The organism is Photorhabdus heterorhabditis, assembly GCF_018448905.1.
Classification (GTDB): Bacteria; Pseudomonadota; Gammaproteobacteria; order Enterobacterales; family Enterobacteriaceae; genus Photorhabdus; species Photorhabdus heterorhabditis.
This window is the reverse complement of sequence record NZ_RCWA01000022.1, coordinates 1-19,011: the sequence shown is the minus strand read 5'-3', so window position 1 is coordinate 19,011 and position 19,011 is coordinate 1. Positions and strand designations below refer to the sequence as shown.

Annotated in this window: 19 protein-coding genes and 1 other RNA gene; 8 read left to right on the top strand and 12 right to left on the bottom strand. The window is 40.9% G+C overall.

The annotated features are described in order from the left end of the window. The first annotated feature begins 158 nt into the window (after positions 1 to 158). Positions 159 to 812 (top strand): isoprenoid biosynthesis glyoxalase ElbB, encoded by a 654-nt coding sequence (elbB, locus tag EAE89_RS14180; protein WP_054480240.1) that lies wholly within the window; start codon positions 159 to 161, stop codon positions 810 to 812. A 4-nt stretch (positions 813 to 816) separates the two neighbouring features. Then, positions 817 to 1,542: a monofunctional biosynthetic peptidoglycan transglycosylase gene (mtgA, locus tag EAE89_RS14175; protein WP_214086096.1), complete on the top strand. Its 726-nt coding sequence runs from the start codon at positions 817 to 819 to the stop codon at positions 1,540 to 1,542. Positions 1,543 to 1,668: 126 nt separating this feature from the next. On the opposite strand, the gene dolP is transcribed toward mtgA, so the two are convergent. From dolP to EAE89_RS14155, 4 genes are read right to left on the bottom strand one after another with little or no spacing between them, the layout of a single operon-like run. Then, on the bottom strand, positions 1,669 to 2,244 hold the full coding sequence (gene dolP / locus EAE89_RS14170; protein WP_214086095.1) for a division/outer membrane stress-associated lipid-binding lipoprotein: 576 nt from the start codon (positions 2,242 to 2,244) through the stop codon (positions 1,669 to 1,671). Between the two features lie 10 nt (positions 2,245 to 2,254). Then, positions 2,255 to 2,845 carry a DnaA initiator-associating protein DiaA gene (gene diaA / locus EAE89_RS14165; protein ID WP_036768385.1) on the bottom strand — a complete coding sequence of 197 codons (591 nt, stop codon included), beginning with the start codon at positions 2,843 to 2,845 and terminating at the stop codon, positions 2,255 to 2,257. A 24-nt stretch (positions 2,846 to 2,869) separates the two neighbouring features. Next, entirely contained in the window at positions 2,870 to 3,250 is a 381-nt protein-coding gene (locus EAE89_RS14160) for a YraN family protein (protein ID WP_054480237.1), read from the bottom strand. 60 nt (positions 3,251 to 3,310) lie between these two features. Next, positions 3,311 to 5,002: a penicillin-binding protein activator gene (locus tag EAE89_RS14155; protein ID WP_072161906.1), complete on the bottom strand. Its 1,692-nt coding sequence runs from the start codon at positions 5,000 to 5,002 to the stop codon at positions 3,311 to 3,313. Between the two features lie 63 nt (positions 5,003 to 5,065). Between EAE89_RS14155 and rsmI the strand changes: the two genes are divergently transcribed. Together rsmI and rnpB are read left to right on the top strand one after the other, a co-directional pair. Next, the gene (gene rsmI / locus EAE89_RS14150; RefSeq protein WP_054480235.1) at positions 5,066 to 5,944 is read left to right on the top strand and encodes a 16S rRNA (cytidine(1402)-2'-O)-methyltransferase; all 879 of its coding nucleotides are present in this window, start codon (positions 5,066 to 5,068) and stop codon (positions 5,942 to 5,944) included. 64 nt (positions 5,945 to 6,008) lie between these two features. After that, an RNA gene (rnpB, locus tag EAE89_RS14145) (RNase P RNA component class A) lies at positions 6,009 to 6,385 on the top strand. Positions 6,386 to 6,428: 43 nt separating this feature from the next. On the opposite strand, the gene EAE89_RS14140 is transcribed toward rnpB, so the two are convergent. Then, positions 6,429 to 7,130 carry a pirin family protein gene (locus tag EAE89_RS14140; protein ID WP_054480234.1) on the bottom strand — a complete coding sequence of 234 codons (702 nt, stop codon included), beginning with the start codon at positions 7,128 to 7,130 and terminating at the stop codon, positions 6,429 to 6,431. 108 nt (positions 7,131 to 7,238) lie between these two features. On the opposite strand from EAE89_RS14140, the gene EAE89_RS14135 reads away from it, so the two are divergent. After that, on the top strand, positions 7,239 to 8,135 hold the full coding sequence (locus EAE89_RS14135; protein ID WP_054480233.1) for a LysR family transcriptional regulator: 897 nt from the start codon (positions 7,239 to 7,241) through the stop codon (positions 8,133 to 8,135). 130 nt (positions 8,136 to 8,265) lie between these two features. Here the strand turns inward: EAE89_RS14135 and EAE89_RS14130 are convergent, their stop codons facing one another. The 5 genes from EAE89_RS14130 to EAE89_RS14110 all read right to left on the bottom strand — a co-directional run bounded on the left by EAE89_RS14130 (position 8,266) and on the right by EAE89_RS14110 (position 10,708). Then, positions 8,266 to 8,661 (bottom strand): DoxX family protein, encoded by a 396-nt coding sequence (locus EAE89_RS14130; protein ID WP_054480232.1) that lies wholly within the window; start codon positions 8,659 to 8,661, stop codon positions 8,266 to 8,268. Between the two features lie 219 nt (positions 8,662 to 8,880). After that, entirely contained in the window at positions 8,881 to 9,141 is a 261-nt protein-coding gene (locus EAE89_RS14125) for a YqjK-like family protein (RefSeq protein WP_054480231.1), read from the bottom strand. Further along, positions 9,134 to 9,535 carry a phage holin family protein gene (locus tag EAE89_RS14120; protein WP_054480230.1) on the bottom strand — a complete coding sequence of 134 codons (402 nt, stop codon included), beginning with the start codon at positions 9,533 to 9,535 and terminating at the stop codon, positions 9,134 to 9,136. Before EAE89_RS14120 ends, EAE89_RS14125 begins: the two co-directional genes overlap by 8 nt. 1 nt (position 9,536) lies before the next feature. Beyond that, the gene (locus EAE89_RS14115; RefSeq protein ID WP_149617008.1) at positions 9,537 to 9,842 is read right to left on the bottom strand and encodes an ElaB/YgaM/YqjD family protein; all 306 of its coding nucleotides are present in this window, start codon (positions 9,840 to 9,842) and stop codon (positions 9,537 to 9,539) included. Positions 9,843 to 10,036: 194 nt separating this feature from the next. Then, positions 10,037 to 10,708: a DedA family protein gene (locus EAE89_RS14110; protein ID WP_149617007.1), complete on the bottom strand. Its 672-nt coding sequence runs from the start codon at positions 10,706 to 10,708 to the stop codon at positions 10,037 to 10,039. A 693-nt stretch (positions 10,709 to 11,401) separates the two neighbouring features. On the opposite strand from EAE89_RS14110, the gene EAE89_RS14105 reads away from it, so the two are divergent. Together EAE89_RS14105 and sstT are read left to right on the top strand one after the other, a co-directional pair. Continuing rightward, the gene (locus EAE89_RS14105; protein WP_214086094.1) at positions 11,402 to 12,361 is read left to right on the top strand and encodes a TerC family protein; all 960 of its coding nucleotides are present in this window, start codon (positions 11,402 to 11,404) and stop codon (positions 12,359 to 12,361) included. A 289-nt stretch (positions 12,362 to 12,650) separates the two neighbouring features. Then, positions 12,651 to 13,898, top strand: coding sequence for a serine/threonine transporter SstT (sstT, locus tag EAE89_RS14100; RefSeq protein WP_149617005.1), 1,248 nt, complete (start codon positions 12,651 to 12,653; stop codon positions 13,896 to 13,898). A gap of 120 nt (positions 13,899 to 14,018) precedes the next feature. Here sstT and EAE89_RS14095 read toward each other — a convergent pair whose 3' ends face one another. Beyond that, on the bottom strand, positions 14,019 to 16,040 hold the full coding sequence (locus tag EAE89_RS14095) for an NADPH-dependent 2,4-dienoyl-CoA reductase (protein WP_214086093.1): 2,022 nt from the start codon (positions 16,038 to 16,040) through the stop codon (positions 14,019 to 14,021). Between the two features lie 385 nt (positions 16,041 to 16,425). On the opposite strand from EAE89_RS14095, the gene EAE89_RS14090 reads away from it, so the two are divergent. Beyond that, positions 16,426 to 17,025 (top strand): GNAT family N-acetyltransferase, encoded by a 600-nt coding sequence (locus EAE89_RS14090; protein WP_214086092.1) that lies wholly within the window; start codon positions 16,426 to 16,428, stop codon positions 17,023 to 17,025. Positions 17,026 to 17,078: 53 nt separating this feature from the next. Here EAE89_RS14090 and EAE89_RS14085 read toward each other — a convergent pair whose 3' ends face one another. Then, on the bottom strand, positions 17,079 to 18,014 hold the full coding sequence (locus EAE89_RS14085) for a VirK/YbjX family protein (protein ID WP_054481504.1): 936 nt from the start codon (positions 18,012 to 18,014) through the stop codon (positions 17,079 to 17,081). Between the last annotated feature and the right edge of the window lie 997 nt (positions 18,015 to 19,011).

The window sequence follows — 19,011 nt, the reverse complement described above, 5'->3', positions numbered from 1 at the left end:
GTTGGGGCGAGTAAATGGGGAATTCTCCGTACATCATACAAGTACCAACATAGCAAAGATAAGATTTTTTGTTACAAGATTCATTAAAATCTGTGATGAAGATTGGTGTTTGACCCCCTAAAGGGTTAAGCAATAATCTACTACAAATGGAGTGAGGTATGAAATCAGTTGCGGTTGTCTTAAGTGGATGTGGTGTATTTGATGGTAGTGAAATTCATGAATCAGTATTAACAATGCTTTCTTTAGATCGTTCAGGTGTTAAGACATGCTTTTTGGCTCCTGATGATCCACAACTTCATGTTATTAATCATATTAATGGTGAAGAAACCGGTGAAAAACGTAATGTCTTACAGGAATCTGCGCGTATTTCAAGAGGAAAAATCAAGCCTTTGTCACATGCAAATGCAAATGAGTTTGATGCCCTGATCATTCCTGGGGGATTTGGTGTTGCAAAGAATTTATGTGACTTTGCGATTAAAGAAGTTGACTGCGAAATCAATAAAGATTTATTAAGTTTAGTGAGAGCTATGCACCAACAACATAAACCAATGGGATTTATGTGCATTGCTCCCGTTATGTTGCCGAAACTACTTAATAAACCGGTGAAATTAACTATTGGTGATGATCCCGACACAGTTGCCCAAATAGAGAAAATGGGGGGAATACATATAGTTTGTAAGGTAAATGATATTGTTGTTGATTTAGAAAATAAAATTGTTACAACTCCAGCCTATATGCTTGCTGAATCTATCTCTCAGGCAGAGGAAGGAATTGATAAACTTGTCAGAAAAGTATTGGAAATGACTGAGTAACTAAGTGCGAAATTCTTTGCAATTTTTATGGCTCTGGCTTAAAAAAATCGTGATTTCAGTCATTATCTTATGGATAGTTTCTGTTGTTGCATTTTCATTTTTGCCAGCGCCATTATCTATGGTTATGGTTGAGCGTCAGATTAATGCTTGGTTATCATTTAATTTTTCTTATGTTTATCGTTCTATCTGGATAGAGCAAGAGCAAATATCGCCAAATATCGCATTAGCTGTTATTGCTGCGGAAGATCAAAAATTTCCGCAGCATTGGGGATTTGACTTGGATGCTATCGGAAAGGCATTTGAGCATAATAAGAATGACCTGGGAAGACTCCGAGGGGCTTCAACAATTTCTCAGCAAACAGTTAAAAATTTATTTTTGTGGAATGGGCGTAGCTGGTTGAGGAAAGGGTTGGAAGCAGGGATGACTTTTGCCATTGAGTTGGGATGGACAAAAAGCAGAATTCTAACTGTTTATCTTAATATTGCAGAATTTGGGGAGGGTATTTTTGGTGTTGAAGAGGCATCCAGACACTATTTCCATAAATCGGCTAGTAAATTGACAATGTCAGAAGCAGCCTTACTCGCAGCAGTATTGCCTAATCCACACCGTTATAAAGTTAATGCACCTTCAGCTTATGTTTTACAGCGTCAACAATGGATTTTGCGGCAAATGAGGCTGTTGGGAGGAGTGAGTTATCTTAAGAAAAATGAGTTAATGAAAAATAATTAAGGGAAGGGTAGCAAAGTCACTAGGTTTGACGTTGGGCGATAAAAGAGTAAAGCGCGCGCGCCAAAGAGTGGGCGCGGCTCAATATATCTGGGGAAAGTTTTATTATATATCACCCCTGTAACATACTTAATTTAAATAAGTAAATGCAGTTGTTACCCGTTTTACACCGTCAGTTTCGCTGGCAATTTTTGCTGCGGCATTGCCTTCTTGCTTAGTCAGAATTCCCAGCAAAAAGACTTCACCGTTTTCCGTAACAACTTTTATGTTGGAAGACTTAACTGAGTCACTCGCCAGGATTTTTGAACGTACCTTGGTGGTGATCCAAGTATCTTTAGACGCAGTACCCAATTCAACAGGTTTACCCTGACGAATTTCATTGTAAATAACCTGCGTTCCGTTAACACGTGATGCTATTTGTTTAGCACGGTCTGAAAGGCTTGAATCTGAGCTTTGACCTGTCAGCAAAACTTTCCCTTGATAGGCAGTAGTAATAATTCGGGTTTGTTCCTTGAGTTGTTTATCTTTGTTAAGCGCATTACTCACACGTGCTTCCAGTGTGCCATCATCGACCTGTTGGCCGATAGTACGGGGATCAGTGGCTGTTTTAGTCGCTACGGCGGCAGAACCTATTACCGTAGCACCAATACATCCTTGTAACATTACCGCGGCACAAACCGTAGTTAATAGGGAGAGAAATCGCATTATTGGTTCCTTAGTCATCCTGATGGGGAAAGAGTGTATTGTCGATTAAGTCACATAGGCAGTTAACTGTTAGCATATGAACTTCCTGAATTCTGGTACTGCGATGAGATGGAATACGAATTTCCACGTCCTGCGGCCCTAATAAACCAGCAAGTTCACCACCATCATAGCCAGTAAGGGCGACAATCGTCATATCTCGGTTTACAGCAGCTTCAACAGCTTTAACAACGTCACGGCTATTACCATGAGTGGAGATAGCTAATAACACATCACCTTGCTGACCTAATGCTCGAACCTGTTTAGCATAAATTTCATCATGCTGTTTACTGCTTAAAATCGCAGTTATTACCACATTATCTGCGTTAAGTGATAATGCAGGAAGACTTGGACGCTCAGTTTCAAACCGGTTGATCATATTGGCAGCAAACCGCTGTGCAGTTGCGGCTGAACCACCGTTGCCACAGCAAAGGATTTTATTACCATTTAGTAATGACTCAACCATCGTCATTGCAGCACGAGAGATAGCATCAGGTAATGCTTCTGCAGCGGCAATCTGAGTTTGAATACTTTCCGTAAAACAGACTTTAATTCTATCCAGCACGTTTATAACCTACTCAGTATCATTTTAACGAGTGAACTCATTTTGATTGAAGGCATTTGGTAACCATTCAAATCTTTGACCAGTAATAGCACAAATATCAAAGCGACAAGAAGTAGTTTCAAAACATTCGCCTCGTTGATATAACCACACTGCGGCAGCGTGTAATAGTTTTTTACGCTTGCTACGGGTGACTGTCGAGAGCGCATCGCCATGCTGCTCTAGTTTACGAAAGCGGACTTCAATAAAGACCCAAGTCTGCTTGTCTTTCATAATCAGGTCAATTTCACCACCATGTACTTTCGCATTCGCAGCGATAAAAGATAGTCCCTGTTTTTGTAAAAATAACTTTGCCTGCGTTTCATAGCTGCGTCCCAGCAAATAACTTGTCGGCTTTTTTATTTTCATTTTGAAATGGATTGCTTAAATTAAATGCCGCCTGATAACAAGCGGCAATCAACGGTTAAATTAAATGGTAATGATTTGACCATGATGATACTGCATCCATGGGAGCTGTCGAAAAATCGTGCAATTTTCTTGAGCAGATAGCATACCGGAAGCACCATTGAGATGGAAACCACTTTGAAGTTGAATCTGACTGAATTGATTTGCCAATGACCAGGCATCAATACCCATAGCGTAAAGGCGCATCAGAGAGTAATCGTTCGCAAACTTACCGGCTGCTTGCTGCATCAGTGGCAGGTTAGCACCTGCTATTAATGGAATGTCGCTAAATTGTACTCCCTCCATTTCCAGACGGAAATCAGGACCAGCACCGGCCTGATTACTACGGGAACTTGCATATAGAGCAGGTTTATTGCGGGAACTGATTGCCATATCAATCATTGGCTTAATCAGAGTCAGTTCATCCAAGGTGGAAACAATATAAACTGCATCTACTGCACCATCAGAGGTGGAAACCACATCTGTATTTATCTGAGGGATTTCCTGATTACCTATAGTGGTTGGTATGGGCTGATTTGCTACATGAACAACAACGGCAGTCCCAGTTAGACGAATACCAATACCTCTGTTAATTGATTGTTTCAGTTCGGCAGAAGAGCCGAAGGTTTGTTGCAAAACGGCATGACCACCTTGTTTTTGCCATTCTTCCGCGAATGCTTTAGCAATTCTGTCACCGAAGCTACCGCGAGGAACCAGTATCAGAGGATTCTGTTTCTGTTGCTGCCAAATATGCTCTGCGGCATTTTTTGCTTCATCTTCTGGTGACAAAGAAAAATAACAAATATTGGGTTGGGGTTGTGCATTATCTAATTCGTTCAGCACCAGCATGTTTAGTGGAGTATTAATCTGAACCAGTTTAACCACGTCAGGTTTAAGTAGCGGTCCGACAACTAAATTCATCCCGTCCTGTTCAGCCTGCATGAATAAATTTTCTAATGGCTGACTTGCAGTGTCATAGATTTTGACTGGTTGCGTGTTAATTGGTGTATTTGCTATGGCAAGCGTTGACTGAACGGTTGGTATTGCTGATTCAGCCGGTGTAGCTTCATTGATAGGTAAGCTTGCCGGATTCTCTGTAGGCATTGGTAGGCTTGGTAAACCCGATTGAGCGTCAAGAAAACCCTGACGGATTGCTTCACCGAATACTTTTGCTTGACCACTTAATGGTAGGAACAGTGCAATACGGGCGTTAGTACCTTGTGGTTGGGTGGCTTCAGGTTGTAACTGGGTTGGAAGTGATTGTGCTGCCGGGTTTTGCGGATAACGAATTTTCCAGTCACGAATAGCTGCCTGTAGTTTGTCGGAGTCCTGTTTGTTATCCTGATAGGTACTGAGTAAGTCTAGCCAGCCTTGCAGAACATTTTCATCAGCGTTGATGACTAACCCACGGCTATCTTGCGGAGAAAAGCGGGTTAGTATCTGCCAGGTATCATCAATGTTTTTTTGATGAATCGTATCATCTTTCAGAAGAGGTTCCTGAGCGATATAAGCACGGATGACATCAAGAGAAGGTTCGCCATTGGCAGCATCAATGATGGATTGATAATGGGCGATTTCTGTACTGACTTTGTCCAGAGTTTGCGAAGGTTGTTGCCCTTGTTGGTCAGGCATGGTACACCCTGCGATGATTATAACTGCCAGCATAGCTGAACAGACTAAACCAGTTTTGATACGCACAAAAATTGAGGAAAGCATACTGTATCCAGCGATGTTTTTTTCAAAGATGCTCAATTTTAAATCGGTCATTCGGATGAAACAATGAATCAACCCAATCGAGCAGTGGTTACGACATCCACGCTATATGTTGTGCCAACCCCCATTGGAAACTTGGGCGATATTACTCAGCGTGCGCTTGAAGTTCTTAAGCATGTCGATTTGATTGCGGCCGAAGATACGCGACATACGGGCTTGTTGCTTCAACATTTTGCCATTAATGCGCGTATGTTCGCACTTCATGATCATAATGAACAGCAGAAAGCAGATCAATTAATTACAACACTTCAGCAGGGGAAGAGCATTGCATTAGTCTCTGACGCGGGAACCCCATTGATTAACGACCCTGGTTATCATGTCGTTCGTCGTTGCCGTGAAGCAGGTATTCACGTTGTCCCTCTTCCAGGGCCTTGTGCAGCTATAACTGCATTGTCTGCTGCTGGTTTGCCATCTGATCGTTTCTGTTATGAAGGATTTTTGCCTGCTAAGAGTAAAAGTCGGAAAGATACTTTACGGGCTTTGGAACAGGAGCCACGTACTTTAATTTTTTATGAATCTACTCATCGTTTGATCGATAGTTTAGAAGATATGGTTGAAGTGTGGGGGGCTGAACGCTATGTCGTTTTGGCGCGGGAACTGACAAAAACCTGGGAATCAATTCAGGGAATGTCGGTAGGTGAACTTCTGGTATGGATTAAAGAAGATGAAACCCGCCGCCGTGGTGAAATGGTATTGATTGTTGAAGGTTATAAAAAAACCGCTGATGATGCTTTATCTCCAGAGGCATTAAGAACGCTGGAACTTCTTCAGCAAGAATTGCCGCTGAAGAAAGCTGCTGCATTGGCAGCAGAGATTCATGGTGTGAAGAAAAATGCACTTTATCGTCATGCTCTGGGACAAAATGAAGATAATGACAGTTGCTGATAAACAAGACAGATAATCAGTAAACGCCTATACATCGTCAGGCAAACCCCTTATAATCCGCCGCGGAGTTGACTAGACAATCGCTGCTTTATCATTATCCCTTGTGGATGATAGATAGAGGGGAGGAAAGTCCGGGCTCCATAGGGCAGGGTGCCAGATAACGTCTGGGAGGTGAAAGCCTACGACTAGTGCAACAGAGAGCAAACCGCCGATGGCCTACTTATGCAGGATCAGGTAAGGGTGAAAGGGTGCGGTAAGAGCGCACCGCGCGACTGGTAACAGTTCGTGGCACGGTAAACTCCACCCGGAGCAAGGCCAAATAGGGGTTCACTAGGTACGGCCCGTATCGAACCCGGGTAGGTTGCTTGAGCCAGTGCGCAAGTGCTGGCCTAGATGAATGATTGTCCACGACAGAACCCGGCTTATCGGTCAACTTCACAAATTTAGCCCCATTAGGTTGTTACCTGATGGGGCTTGCACTTTTTCAGGCTGACAGATCAATTAATAAACCTTGAAATTCAGTATCTGCTTTTAAAGCCAGATGATTTTCTTCATGAATAAAAGCGCCATCTCCACATTTAATCAAGGCGTTATCCTTCGAATCACCTTTTATTTTTATGTTCCCGTTTAGGGATTGCAGATAGGCATTTTTTCCTTTTAATTGCAGACAATGAGATTGATTTTTATTAAGAGAAATATGGTTGACCCACACTTGCTGACGTAATTGCATACTCCCATCTTCGGCAGTTGGAGAGGCCAGCATAGTTAATGGTTGTTCTGATAATTCCATCCGCTGCAACGGTAAACTCTCCTGCTGAGGGAAGGCATTCAGCCAAAGCTGTAAGCGAGTTAGTGGCTTATTGGCACTGATATTATGTTCACTGTAGCTGATACCCTGACGAGTAGAGAATAGTAAGCATTCTCCCTTGTAAGCTCGGACATGATTGCCTTCGCTGTCACGATATTCTGCTCCTCCTTGTAGAATAATATTCAGTATATCTACATGTGGATAAGATTTAGGCTGGAAAGCGGCTTTTGGTGCGATAGTTTCCTGATTAAGTACGCGCAGAGCGCCATACCCTAAAAATTTTGGATCAAAATAGTGACCAAATGAAAATGTATAACGAGCTTGTAGCCAACCATAGTCAGCTTTTCCACATTGCTTTGCTTCTCTATTTACAATCATGATAGCGATTACCTTAAAAAACACACACTAAAATAGTAATTATCTGGACGGCGAAATGTTAGCCAGTTAATCTGGTCACCATATTCAAATTTCCTGATTGAGAAAAATATGAGCAAAGAACGAGCGCTTACACTGGAATCTCTACGGGTCATGGATGCGATTGACCGGCGGGGAAGTTTTGCTGCGGCAGCTGATGAACTTGGTCGTGTTCCTTCTGCACTTAGCTATACGATGCAAAAGCTGGAAGATGAGTTGGATGTGGTGCTATTTGACCGTTCGGGTCATAGAACCAAATTTACCAATGTTGGACGTATGTTACTTGAGCGTGGGCGTCAATTACTTGAGGCTGCGGATAAATTAACTGCTGATGCTGAGGCATTAGCGCGGGGTTGGGAAACTCATCTGACAATCGTTTGTGAGGCACTGGTTCCAGCATCTTTATTATTTCCACTAGTGGGCAAGCTTGCTCAGAAATCGAACACCCAGCTCTCTTTGTTGACTGAGGTTTTGGCTGGCTCATGGGAGCGACTGGAAACTGGCCGGGCGGATATTGTTATTGCGCCAGATATGCATTTCCGCGCATCGGCAGAAATTAACTCGCGCCATCTTTACAGCATTACCAATGTATATGTAGCTAGCCCTGAGCATCCTATTCACCAAGAACCGGAACCTTTGTCTGATGTGACGCGAGTGAAATACCGTGGTATTGCTGTGGCAGATACAGCAAGGGAGCGCCCGGTATTGACGGTTCAGTTATTAGATAAACAACAGCGTTTGACGGTCAGTTCTCTGGAAGATAAACGTCGTGCTCTCTTAGCTGGATTGGGGGTTGCAACCATGCCTTATCCTATGGTGGAACAAGATATTACAGCGGGTCGTTTGCGGGTGATTAGTTCTGAATACAGTCAGGACGCAAATATTATTATGGCATGGCGACGAGACAGTATGGGGGAAGCTAAGTCTTGGTGTTTGCGGGAAATCCCTAAATTATTTGCTAGCCGGTAAATGGAAGTTATGTAAGCGATAAAATAATATACCCGTTATCTTTCAAAAAGATAACGGGTATAATTCAATAAAAGTTGAGTCTATGGATTTAAAGTAAACCGAAAGATTTTCTATATCTCTCGGCAGGATATTACCAGTTTCTATTCATCAGTCGGTCGATACTAAATTTACCGGGGCCTGTGATAGCGAGTAACAGATAGCCGCCGCCAACAGTCAGATTTTTCAGAAACATAGTCTGGTTCATGCCTTCAGTAAAATTGCTGTGGAAGAGAACGGCAGTCAAGATACAAAAACCAAAGGTAAATAACGCGGTGGTACGAGTTAAGAAACCAAACAGAACTGCCAAGCCGCCACCCAGTTCAAGTAAGATAGTTAGTGGTAATAGAAAACCAGGAACGCCCATAGCACTCATATATTGTTGAGTACCTGCGTAAGAATCACCTAATTTCCCATAGCCTGCAACGATAAACAGGATTGGCATTAAAATACGGGCCACTAACAGGGCGATGTCTTCAAACTTTTTCATTAACAACTCCAGATGTACAGGTAAATCACGATGGTTTATTTGATAATTAACTTGTACCAACTTGAAATAGTACAATTTGCTAATCATTAACGGATTAGAATGTATACTAGAGGGAGATGAGGTTAGTTGTAAGCAAGGATTATTAACAATTTTATACAAAGTTTTTGAATGTAAGCAACCAAAGTGATCATTAATAAGGTATATTATGAAAAATTATTGCTATTTCCATTTCAGTACTCGAATGATGTAGCGCGACCAACGATAAAATTTCACTGGATGGCGAAGCCCATATAAAGAAATAGCACTGACTCCAAGTTGCAGATAAGGTTTTAATGACAAAAGCTTTTGCCAGCCTTTGTCATAAGGTTCGGTGATACTTTTCCAGAGTTGTGTATTGTTAGAGAGTTCAAGCCGTTGCTGTTGGATATCTCTGAGTAGTTGCTGTTTTTTCAGCTTTCTTTTCCGACGCTGTTTACTCATTGTTGTTATCCTCCAGCATTTCTCTATCAATCTTTAATTGCTTTCGCGTTGCGCTAAGTAATGTTGAATTTCGCGCTTTTCTGATAGTCCATATGAGTCCAATAAGCGCCAGAAGAAATAAAGTTCCAGTGGTACTAACCAACACAGTAAAACGCCAGGCGGGATCGATAGCCCAAAAAATTATTACAAGCAGACACATCAGGCCGAAAGCGGTAAATAACAGTGTCAGGCTGGCTATGACTATCAGTTGTATCAGAGTTGCTTTCTCTTTTTCCAACTCTACAACGATCAGTTGTAAGCGAGTTTCCACTATCTCGATAACGATAGTGGCAATGCGCTGAAGAATATCAAGGACCCCTTTACCGGGGCCTTGAGATTTGGATGAATTACTCATATTAGCGTTTAGCTAACAATACACCTAATATGGCGCCGACGGCTGTACCAATACCGATGCTTGTCCATGGCTTATCGTGAACGTAGTCATCAGCACGGACTGCCATATCTTTTGTTTGCTTAACGATAATATCACTGGCATTACCGAGCTTAGAGCGAGTATCTTTGATTACGTCCTCTACTTTGCCGCGAAGTTCTTCCAGTTCGACTTTGGATTTATCACCGGAATGTTTGATCACTTCTTCCAGTGTATCCGCAAGTGATTTTAGTTCAACATGTAAATCTTCAGTAGTTTTGTTCTGCATCATATAGACTACTCCTCGTATAAGATATGGATATTTAACTTACGTTAGTTGCTTTTCCTGGTGGTGGAAAAGGCTATCATTAAATATAGCTTATATTTTAGAAGATGAATGAAAAACATTAGCGTTATTTCACTATTCTGTTGCAAACGATACAATCATCTGCAACAGAGAGGAGTATTGTGTTTTTTAAGAATCAACTACTTTTTTTGTGGGGAATGGCAAACTTTTTTACGCCATACAACTAACAAACTACCGCTAAAACCAATAATTAGCAAAGCAAGTGGTAGTAATATCAAGAAATTCATTACCAGATCTTCATACTGACGGAAGATAGGGGTTTTGCCGAGTGCATAGCCCAGAGAGGTAAGGATAACGACCCACAGGAGGCCACTGAGCCAGTTAAAAAACTGGAAACGACTATTTTGCAAACCCGTCAAACCAGCAAGTGTTGGTAATAAGGTTCTTACAAATGCGAGGAAACGGCCGATAAGCAAAGCAGATAGGCCATGGCGGTGAAAAAGACTGTAAGCTCTTTGGTGATAATGGGCTGGAAGGTGAGAAAGCCAGCCTTGTACTATTTTGGTATTTCCTAACCATTTTCCTTGAAGGTAACCTATCCAGCAGCCTAAGCTTGCTCCGGCAGTCAAGATTGCAATCGTTACAGGGAAACTCATTGTACCTTTAGCGATTAGCACTCCAACCAGTATAAGCAGGCTGTCTCCAGGTAAAAATGCAGCGGGAAGCAGGCCACTTTCAAGGAATAGAATCAAGAATAACATGATATAAATGGCCCATAATAGGGATGGGTTGGCCAAAGTTTCATAATCTTGGTGCCAAAGTGCATATATAAGTTCTTTTACTATTTCCATCAGGTGTTCCTAAAATGCCTTTATTCGTTCATCCTGAAAGCATGAGGCTAAGCTGATTAAATTATATCCTGTTTTAATTATTTGGCCGGTTGTGATGCCTTTCCAATCCCTTGAAAGAGGAAAATGACGCGCCTGATACACTGTAACAAAATCAAGGATGACTAAACAGAAAATTTTGGTGATCAATTGAACATTCACTGTCATCGAATAATAAATGGGTCTATTGAGATTGGCTTGTTAGATTTCTTATTTAAACTAATTGCTATTTTTTCTACTGTTTTAACCTGTTTTCTTCGTAGTTTGTTGTCGTTTATATATATCTAATGATGGTTGATTTCTGCTTACAGATATGAAGTACGGAACTTTTTTATTTGTTTAATTTTTCTAATATTTTCGGTTGTGCGTTAATATTTTTTATGGCAGATTGATTCTTGTGTGAATTTGATTTATTTTTCACCATAGCAAAGGGGAGTAACTTCCTTAGCCGGTTTATCGTCATTACGATGCAATAGCATCCGGTAGCCGGGCAACCTTGAATTTATACCTAGTGGTACATTTTCTATGTTGTAAGTGAGACCTTGCCAGAAGGCGAGGTTGCTTGCAATACATCCATCTCCATAACGTGGGAAAGAAATATAGCAACGGCTGGCGTCTTCTGTGATTTCGGCCGTTTTTGTTTGTGAGAGGAAGAAAATGAACTCAGTGGGTAGTTCCGTTTTATGGGGAAGTTTCGCTGTTTTAATTACAGTTATGTTGTTGTTGGATCTATTCTTACAGGGACGTAAGAAAGAGCAGGTAATGTCATTTCGTCAGGCTGCTGTCTGGAGTGTAATTTGGATAAGTTTATCACTCTTATTTGCATTAGGGTTGTGGTGGTATTTCAGAGAAACTTTAGGGGGGGCCGTCGCTAATAGCCAGGTAATGGCTTTTCTTACCGGTTATTTGCTAGAAAAGGCACTTGCTATTGATAACGTATTCGTTTGGCTGATGTTGTTCAGTTATTTTGCCATTCCGGCAAATTTGCAACGCCGAGTCCTTATTTATGGTGTTTTAGGCGCAATTGTATTGCGTACTGTGATGATCTTTGCGGGGAGTTGGTTGGTTTCTCAATTCAGTTGGATACTCTATTTGTTTGGCATCTTTCTGCTGGTAACAGGTGTTAAGATGGCGTTGGCAAAGGAGGGGGATTCTTCGGTAGGAGATAAGCCTTTTGTCCGTTGGTTAAGATTGCATATTCGTATGACTGATAGTCTCCATGGTGAACGTTTTTTTGTTAAAGAAAACGGTTTGTTATATGCGACTCCATTGATCTTGGTCTTGATTCTGGTTGAAATTAGTGACGTTATTTTTGCCGTAGACAGTATTCCTGCTATTTTTGCCGTCACCACAGATCCGTTTATTGTTTTAACTTCTAACCTTTTCGCTATCTTAGGATTACGTGCAATGTATTTCCTATTGGCAGGAGTGGCGGAGAAATTCACAATGTTGAAATATGGTTTGTCAGTTATTTTGGTATTTATTGGTATTAAGATGCTGATAATGGATGTTTATCATATTCCTATGGTGGTTTCTCTAGGAACGATAGCGGGTATTTTGGTAGTAACAATGATTATTAATATTTGGGTAAATAAGCGCGAAGCCAAAAAGCTCTAGTAATCAAGCAACTATTTTTTAATAGGAAACCATATCTTTCTGAATAAGGGGATATGGTTTTTTGTCTTAACTTGCTGAAAAGTGGTTAAACATAGAAACAAATAATTGTGTTTTATAAATGTATAAATTGCCGTTTTGATCACACAAATGTAAGTATATTGTTAATAAGTGCCGGCTGGGTTGTATATTTTAACTGTTGCTGTTTTTCACCATTCTTGGCTTCCCTATACTGGGGAAGCAAATACAAAAAATATAGATTTAACAGAACTGTTAATAAAATGGGTTAACTATGGAAAAACAAAAGAGTGGCTTCGTGCATTACTTTACACAGGGGAGCCTGGTTAAACAAATTTTGGTAGGTTTAATAGCAGGGATACTGCTAGCGTGGCTGGCGCCTTCGGTTGCTAAGTCAATCAGTTTGCTTGGGATGTTGTTCGTTGGTGCTCTGAAAGCAGTAGCACCGATATTGGTATGGGTTTTGGTGATGTCTTCAATTGCTAACCATAAAGAAGGTCAGAAAACCAATATTCGCCCAATTCTTATCCTCTATATCTTGGGTACTTTTTCCGCTGCATTGGTTGCTGTGGTTGGTAGCTTTATGTTTCCGTTACAACTGGTATTGGCTGTCAATGATGCTCAGATGTCTCCTCCTGAAAACATTATGGAGGTGATTAAAGGGATGTTGGTGAATGTTGTTGCTAATCCGGTGAATGCATTACTGAATGGTAACTATATCGGCATTCTGGCTTGGGCTATTGGTCTTGGTATCGCACTGCGTCATGCAACGGACTCAACTAAATCCCTGATTCATGATATGTCTGAAGCAGTTACTCAGGTTGTTCGGCTGGTCATTCGTTTGGCACCGATTGGTATTTTTGGTCTGGTGTCTTCAACAATTGCAGAGACTGGCTTTAAGACGTTGTTGGGGTACATCTATCTGCTAATTGTACTACTGGGTTGTATGCTGGTTATGGCACTTGTTGTAAACCCATTGATTGTTTACTGGAAAATTCGTCGTAATCCTTATCCTCTGGTATTTGCTTGTCTGCGTGAAAGTGGTGTAACTGCATTTTTCACTCGCAGTTCGGCTGCAAATATTCCGGTGAATATGGCTATGTGTCGCCGTATGAATTTGCATGAAGATACTTATTCTGTTTCCATCCCTTTGGGGGCAACGATCAACATGGAGGGGGCTGCGGTAACTATCACTGTATTAACTCTGGCTGCGGTAAATACGCTTGGGATGCCGGTTGATCTACTTACATCATTGCTGCTAAGTGTGGTGGCAGCAATTTGTGCATGTGGTGCTTCTGGTGTGGCTGGTGGTTCCTTATTGCTGATCCCTCTGGCTTGTAGCATGTTTGGTATTTCCAATGAAATTGCTATGCAGGTTGTGGCAGTAGGTTTGATTATTGGTGTATTGCAGGATTCAGCAGAAACTGGCCTGAATTCTTCTACCGATGTATTGTTCACCGCTGCTGTGTGTCAGGCAGAGGATGACCGTCTGGCATTGGATCAGCTAACTCGTCGTAATTGATTAATAGAATTTTCTGGCGGGTAATAGGTACGATGCGTAAGAATAGTAAAGTGTCCGCGCCAGGAATGGCGCGGCTTGAGTATCTATTACATTGTTACGGCTTGTACATGACCATTTTTATCAAATTTTAAGTCCTAATCGAGTTCCCTGATCGATAGCTCGTCGGGCATCTAGCTCAGCTGCCACATCTGCTCCACCAATAAGATGCACTATTTTTCCTGCTTGCTGTAACGGTTGATACAATTCTTTTAGTGGCTCTTGTCCGGCACAAATAACGATGTTGTCTACCGAGAGACAGCTCTGTTCTCCATTACAGCTAATGTGTAATCCTTGATCATCTATTTTCAGATATTGCATGTTGTTGAGCATTTTCACACCACGCATATGCAGACTGGTTCTATGTATCCAACCTGTTGTTTTACCTAATCCTTCGCCAACTCTTGTGGATTTACGTTGTAATAAATAAATTTTTCGGGGGGAGGGTTCTGGTTGAGGGCCTTTAGGAGATAATCCTCCACGATGTATCAGATTTTTATCAATACCCCATTCTTCACTGAAAGCTGTACTATCAAGGCTGGTACTTTTTTCTGGCTGACTTAGATATTCTGCGGTATCAAAACCAATTCCTCCTGCGCCAATGATAACTACACGTTGACCGACAGCTTTCTTGTCTCTCAATACATCCAGGTAGCTCAGCACTTTTTCGTGATGGATACCATCAATAGTGAGCTGGCGAGGAACAATGCCGCTAGCGATGATGATCTCATCGAAATCAGAGAGTATTTCTATCGTTGCTGCTTGATTCAGTTGTACATCAACATGATGGATTTCTAGTTGGCGTTGGAAATAACGTAATGTTTCATGAAATTCTTCTTTTCCGGGGATTTGCTTGGCAATATTGAATTGTCCGCCAATTTGTCCGTCACGTTCAAACAGAGTGACATGATGACCACGACTGGCAGCAGTCACTGCAAATGACAATCCAGCCGGTCCGGCACCAACAACCGCTAGTTTTTTAGGCACAAGAATAGGTTTGGCATCCATTTCTGTTTCATAACAAGCGCGGGGATTAACCAAGCAAGAGGCTATTTCACCGACAAAAATCTGATCCAGACACGCCTGATTACAGCCAATACACGTGTTAATCTCATCTGCTCGCCCTTGCTGAGCTTTTAGAATAAATTCAGCATCAGCTAGGAAAGGCCGTGCCATCGAAACCATATCAGCATAACCTTGTGCTAGTACTTGTTCTGCAATTTGTGGATCATTAATTCTGTTTGTTGTGATCAATGGAATAGAAATTTTCCCCATCAGTTTTTGGGTTACCCAACTAAACCCAGCGCGAGGAACCATCGTGGCAATAGTCGGAATTCGTGCTTCATGCCAGCCAATACCCGTATTGATGATAGATGCCCCTGCTTGCTCAATGGCGACCGCTAATTGCTCGATTTCCTGCCAATTAGAACCATCTTCTACTAGATCTAACATTGAAAGCCGGTAAATCAGAATAAATTCTCGTCCAGTTGCCTGACGGACAGCTTTGACAATCTCCACAGCGAAGCGCATTCGATTCTCAAAGCTTCCGCCCCATTTATCTTGACGATGATTGGTACGAGTAGTCAAAAACTGGTTAATCAGATACCCCTCAGAACCCATGATTTCCACGCCATCATAGCCTGCCTGCTGTGCCAGTTGTGCACAGTGGGCGAAGTCTGCAATTGTTTGCAGAATATCTTCTTCTGTCATTTCACGAGGCATGAATGGATTAATTGGTGCCTGAATTGCAGAGGGGGCGACAAGCTGTGGTTGATAGCTGTAACGACCAGTATGCAGAATTTGTATTGCAATTTTTCCATCAGCTTGATGAACAGCTTCTGTAATAATTTTATGATGAGTAAGGGCTTTTTCATTTGCCAGAAATGCAGCGTTTTTCCCTATAACACCTTGTTTATTTGGTGAAATTCCGCCTGTGACAATCAATGCTACGCCTCCGGCTGCCCGCTCAGCATAAAAACGAGCAAGTCTCTGAGCGCCGTCGGGATGCTCTTCCAGTCCGGTGTGCATTGATCCCATAAGAACACGGTTTTTTAGTGTGGTAAACCCCAGGTCTAAAGGGGTAAACAGGTGAGGATAGTGGCTCATTGCAATCTCCATTCGGGTGTTTGTCAATCATAATCAGATTATTGTTATTGTGTTCGAAACCACCGGGTAAAACGCCAAGTGGTCGGATGAGATAATGATTCAAATTTAGACGGAATGAGGTTAATTGGGAAAAAAATGTTAAACGAATGTGATGGGTATCATGAAATCTGGCTCTGTTATGGCTCTAATATTTTTTTCTGAACGATGCAACAGGAATATGACAGATTGAAATTGTTATTTTTTCTAGTTTGTATTAGTTATCATGTTCTACGTCAGTGATCGTTTGGTTTTAATGAAAGATGAATTCCTCATATATTAACCGCATTCCAATTTTAATTACTGGATAGGATAATGTTTTCTATCTTATTGATAAAAAGCGACTATTATGAAAAGGCAGATGACTGAATGGATAACTTTGGTAGGAAAAGATATTACGCTAGAACCTCTGACATACCAGAGGAATGATGAATTTATACAGGTAATTGAAGAGGGCGAACTGCATAAATTGTGGTATACCATCATTCCTGCACCGGCTGAGCTAAGTAAAGAGATTGATCGTCGTTTACTTCTACATGAAGAAGGCGCTATGTTGCCTTTTGCTATTGTTGACCACCGGACAGGTAAAGCAGTTGGAATGACGACGTATATGGGCATTGATCCTAATGCTCGCCGGGTGGAAATTGGCTCCACGTGGTATGCGAGTTCTGCCCAGCGGACACATATCAATACAGAAGCAAAATATCTGCTACTGAAATATGCTTTTGAAGAATTGGATTGTATTGCAGTAGAATTCCGTACCCATTTTTTTAATCATCAGAGTCGGAAAGCGATAGAACGGTTGGGGGCAAAACTCGATGGAATTCTGCGTAATCATATTTTATCTAAAGATGGCAGTATTAGGGACACTTGTGTTTACAGCATAATTAGTTGTGAGTGTCCTACAGTTAAAACTCACCTTGAATGGCAGATGGTTAAGCCGAGGTAAGATTAATTTTAAGATCAGGCCGTCCTAAGAAAGTTGACGGCCTGATTCTAATGTTAATTTGAAGACAGGGAATCCCGCATTTCATTGTCCAGTTCGTCCAGTAATTGATAACGGCGGCGATATTCAGCACGTTTTTTACTGGCTATATCTTCAAGAGATTTCCTTTCAATGGATAATGGTAGATGAAAATCTTTATTTTTTTTCTTTTCCCCACCCAATGACTCCCAGAAAGTGTCGTAGTCAGCAACTAATTTGTCTTTCTTTTTATGCCAATAACGCAGGCTTTTGTAGATGTGAGAATCATTGCTGGCTGCCAGAATTTGCTGACATCCAAAGTGAGCAGCAAAGCGGCAGACGGATTCAAGCAGTAAGCGTTTTGGAAATAATCCATAACAATCTTTTGTCGCATGGCGGATAATGTCAAGGGTTGCATCTTCTTTAGAACCTTGTAGTCCGCCAATAAACAGTGTCTTTTTACCGGCAATAGTCAATAGTGTAAAGGCACATTTTGCCAGAGTTTTATTATCTTCTGTGCTAATAAATAAAGCGAGTTCACCTTCCTTGTTAAAACAGTCCATGGAATCTATAAAAATAGTGTAAGTTCCGTTTTTACCATTGATAACCGCTAATGGATATGCACTGGAACAAAATATTTTATTAATAATAGACTTATTTAACCCGGTAAATAAGAGTTGATAATGCTCATTTATTGCGCGTAATGTTTGCCCCCTATTGAAGTTAATACTCAGGTAAGGGCGATGTAGCTTAGATGGCAAACATGGCTGTTTTTTCAAAATATCCAGATAAAACGGTGTATTAACTATCTGGTTTAATAGTTTTAGTGTTGAGATTGGCATCAGAGCGCTACGCAAAGCAAACTTGGTGCGATTTTGCGCAGAATACCAATGGGGGCTGGGACTGATTTTTTTTCCGATTAAATCTGTAAACAATCGAATACCTGAGCTTGCAGGTTGATATATATATTCCATTTCGTTTCTTTCTAGCTAGACAGGAGGAAAACAATTTAACTAACTTATTATACCATTTAAGTGTTAAACAAAACTTCAACAAATTTGTATTTGTGTTTTTGTGGGGAAAAAACAACAATTGTTTAATGAGTGTTTAAGAAGTAATGATGTTTTTGTTATTTGTTTATTATTGGTTTGGTTTTCTGAGATGTTTTTTCGTTGTAAAAGTATACAGAAAATGTGAAGAAAGTTGCTATAGCCTTGTGCGATACTTGATGCCATTGTAACAAATTGAGCAATATTAGATATGTTCGATTTTAATGTAGTTTAGTTAACTTATTAATATGATTTCTGTTAATTTATTTGGCATTCTTTATTCATGTTATAATGAAATAGTAGATTTATATTTTATTTTTATACATATCATTGTGTTGGGTTCGATTTTATATATTTTAATTAAATTTATTTTCACTTATGGAATATGGATTGTATTTTTATTATTAATTTGTTCTAATGTTTTTGAGTGATGTACTTAACATCATTTTACAGAAAGACTATTCACAAGGATGAAATACTTACTTTTGCTGATAAATATGACAATCTTATTGGTTTAGCAGGGAAAGTTGATATTCACCAAAGAGGTATGTTGCATCAGGCTTTTTTTATATTTATTTTTGATTATATAAGGAAATTTACTCCTGAAAAAGCGGGAGAGACAATAAAACTGATCTTACATTGGTCATATTGGAGATGACTGCATCAATATTGTGCCCCACAATGTCACTATCGTCGCCGGGAAGAGAGCCTTCTTACAGAGCAATTACGGTTGTAACTGATGTTAGAGACGCTTGTTGTGGTCAAAGAGTTGGCTGAACTGACAGCCAGCCATACTGTTGTGGTCAATAAAAATTGGTCACTAGCTTAGAGTTTTCCCAAAATAATCGTTCTGATTCGTTGGGTGTCAACCCATTGTTGTACCCATGGGGGCGAAGCTGGCTATAATAACCCGTTATATAAT

Coding starts and splice junctions, on each gene's coding strand:
- rsmI (WP_054480235.1), top strand. CDS start 5,066: ATGAATCAACCCAATCGAGCAGTGGTTACGACATCCACGCTATATGTT.
- EAE89_RS14095 (WP_214086093.1), bottom strand. CDS start 16,040: ATGAGCCACTATCCTCACCTGTTTACCCCTTTAGACCTGGGGTTTACC.
- EAE89_RS14115 (WP_149617008.1), bottom strand. CDS start 9,842: ATGATGCAGAACAAAACTACTGAAGATTTACATGTTGAACTAAAATCA.
- EAE89_RS14105 (WP_214086094.1), top strand. CDS start 11,402: ATGAACTCAGTGGGTAGTTCCGTTTTATGGGGAAGTTTCGCTGTTTTA.
- EAE89_RS14155 (WP_072161906.1), bottom strand. CDS start 5,002: ATGCTTTCCTCAATTTTTGTGCGTATCAAAACTGGTTTAGTCTGTTCA.
- EAE89_RS14090 (WP_214086092.1), top strand. CDS start 16,426: ATGAAAAGGCAGATGACTGAATGGATAACTTTGGTAGGAAAAGATATT.
- elbB (WP_054480240.1), top strand. CDS start 159: ATGAAATCAGTTGCGGTTGTCTTAAGTGGATGTGGTGTATTTGATGGT.
- EAE89_RS14085 (WP_054481504.1), bottom strand. CDS start 18,014: ATGGAATATATATATCAACCTGCAAGCTCAGGTATTCGATTGTTTACA.
- EAE89_RS14130 (WP_054480232.1), bottom strand. CDS start 8,661: ATGAAAAAGTTTGAAGACATCGCCCTGTTAGTGGCCCGTATTTTAATG.
- EAE89_RS14125 (WP_054480231.1), bottom strand. CDS start 9,141: ATGAGTAAACAGCGTCGGAAAAGAAAGCTGAAAAAACAGCAACTACTC.
- dolP (WP_214086095.1), bottom strand. CDS start 2,244: ATGCGATTTCTCTCCCTATTAACTACGGTTTGTGCCGCGGTAATGTTA.
- EAE89_RS14120 (WP_054480230.1), bottom strand. CDS start 9,535: ATGAGTAATTCATCCAAATCTCAAGGCCCCGGTAAAGGGGTCCTTGAT.
- sstT (WP_149617005.1), top strand. CDS start 12,651: ATGGAAAAACAAAAGAGTGGCTTCGTGCATTACTTTACACAGGGGAGC.
- EAE89_RS14135 (WP_054480233.1), top strand. CDS start 7,239: ATGAGCAAAGAACGAGCGCTTACACTGGAATCTCTACGGGTCATGGAT.
- EAE89_RS14110 (WP_149617007.1), bottom strand. CDS start 10,708: ATGGAAATAGTAAAAGAACTTATATATGCACTTTGGCACCAAGATTAT.
- EAE89_RS14160 (WP_054480237.1), bottom strand. CDS start 3,250: ATGAAAATAAAAAAGCCGACAAGTTATTTGCTGGGACGCAGCTATGAA.
- EAE89_RS14140 (WP_054480234.1), bottom strand. CDS start 7,130: ATGATTGTAAATAGAGAAGCAAAGCAATGTGGAAAAGCTGACTATGGT.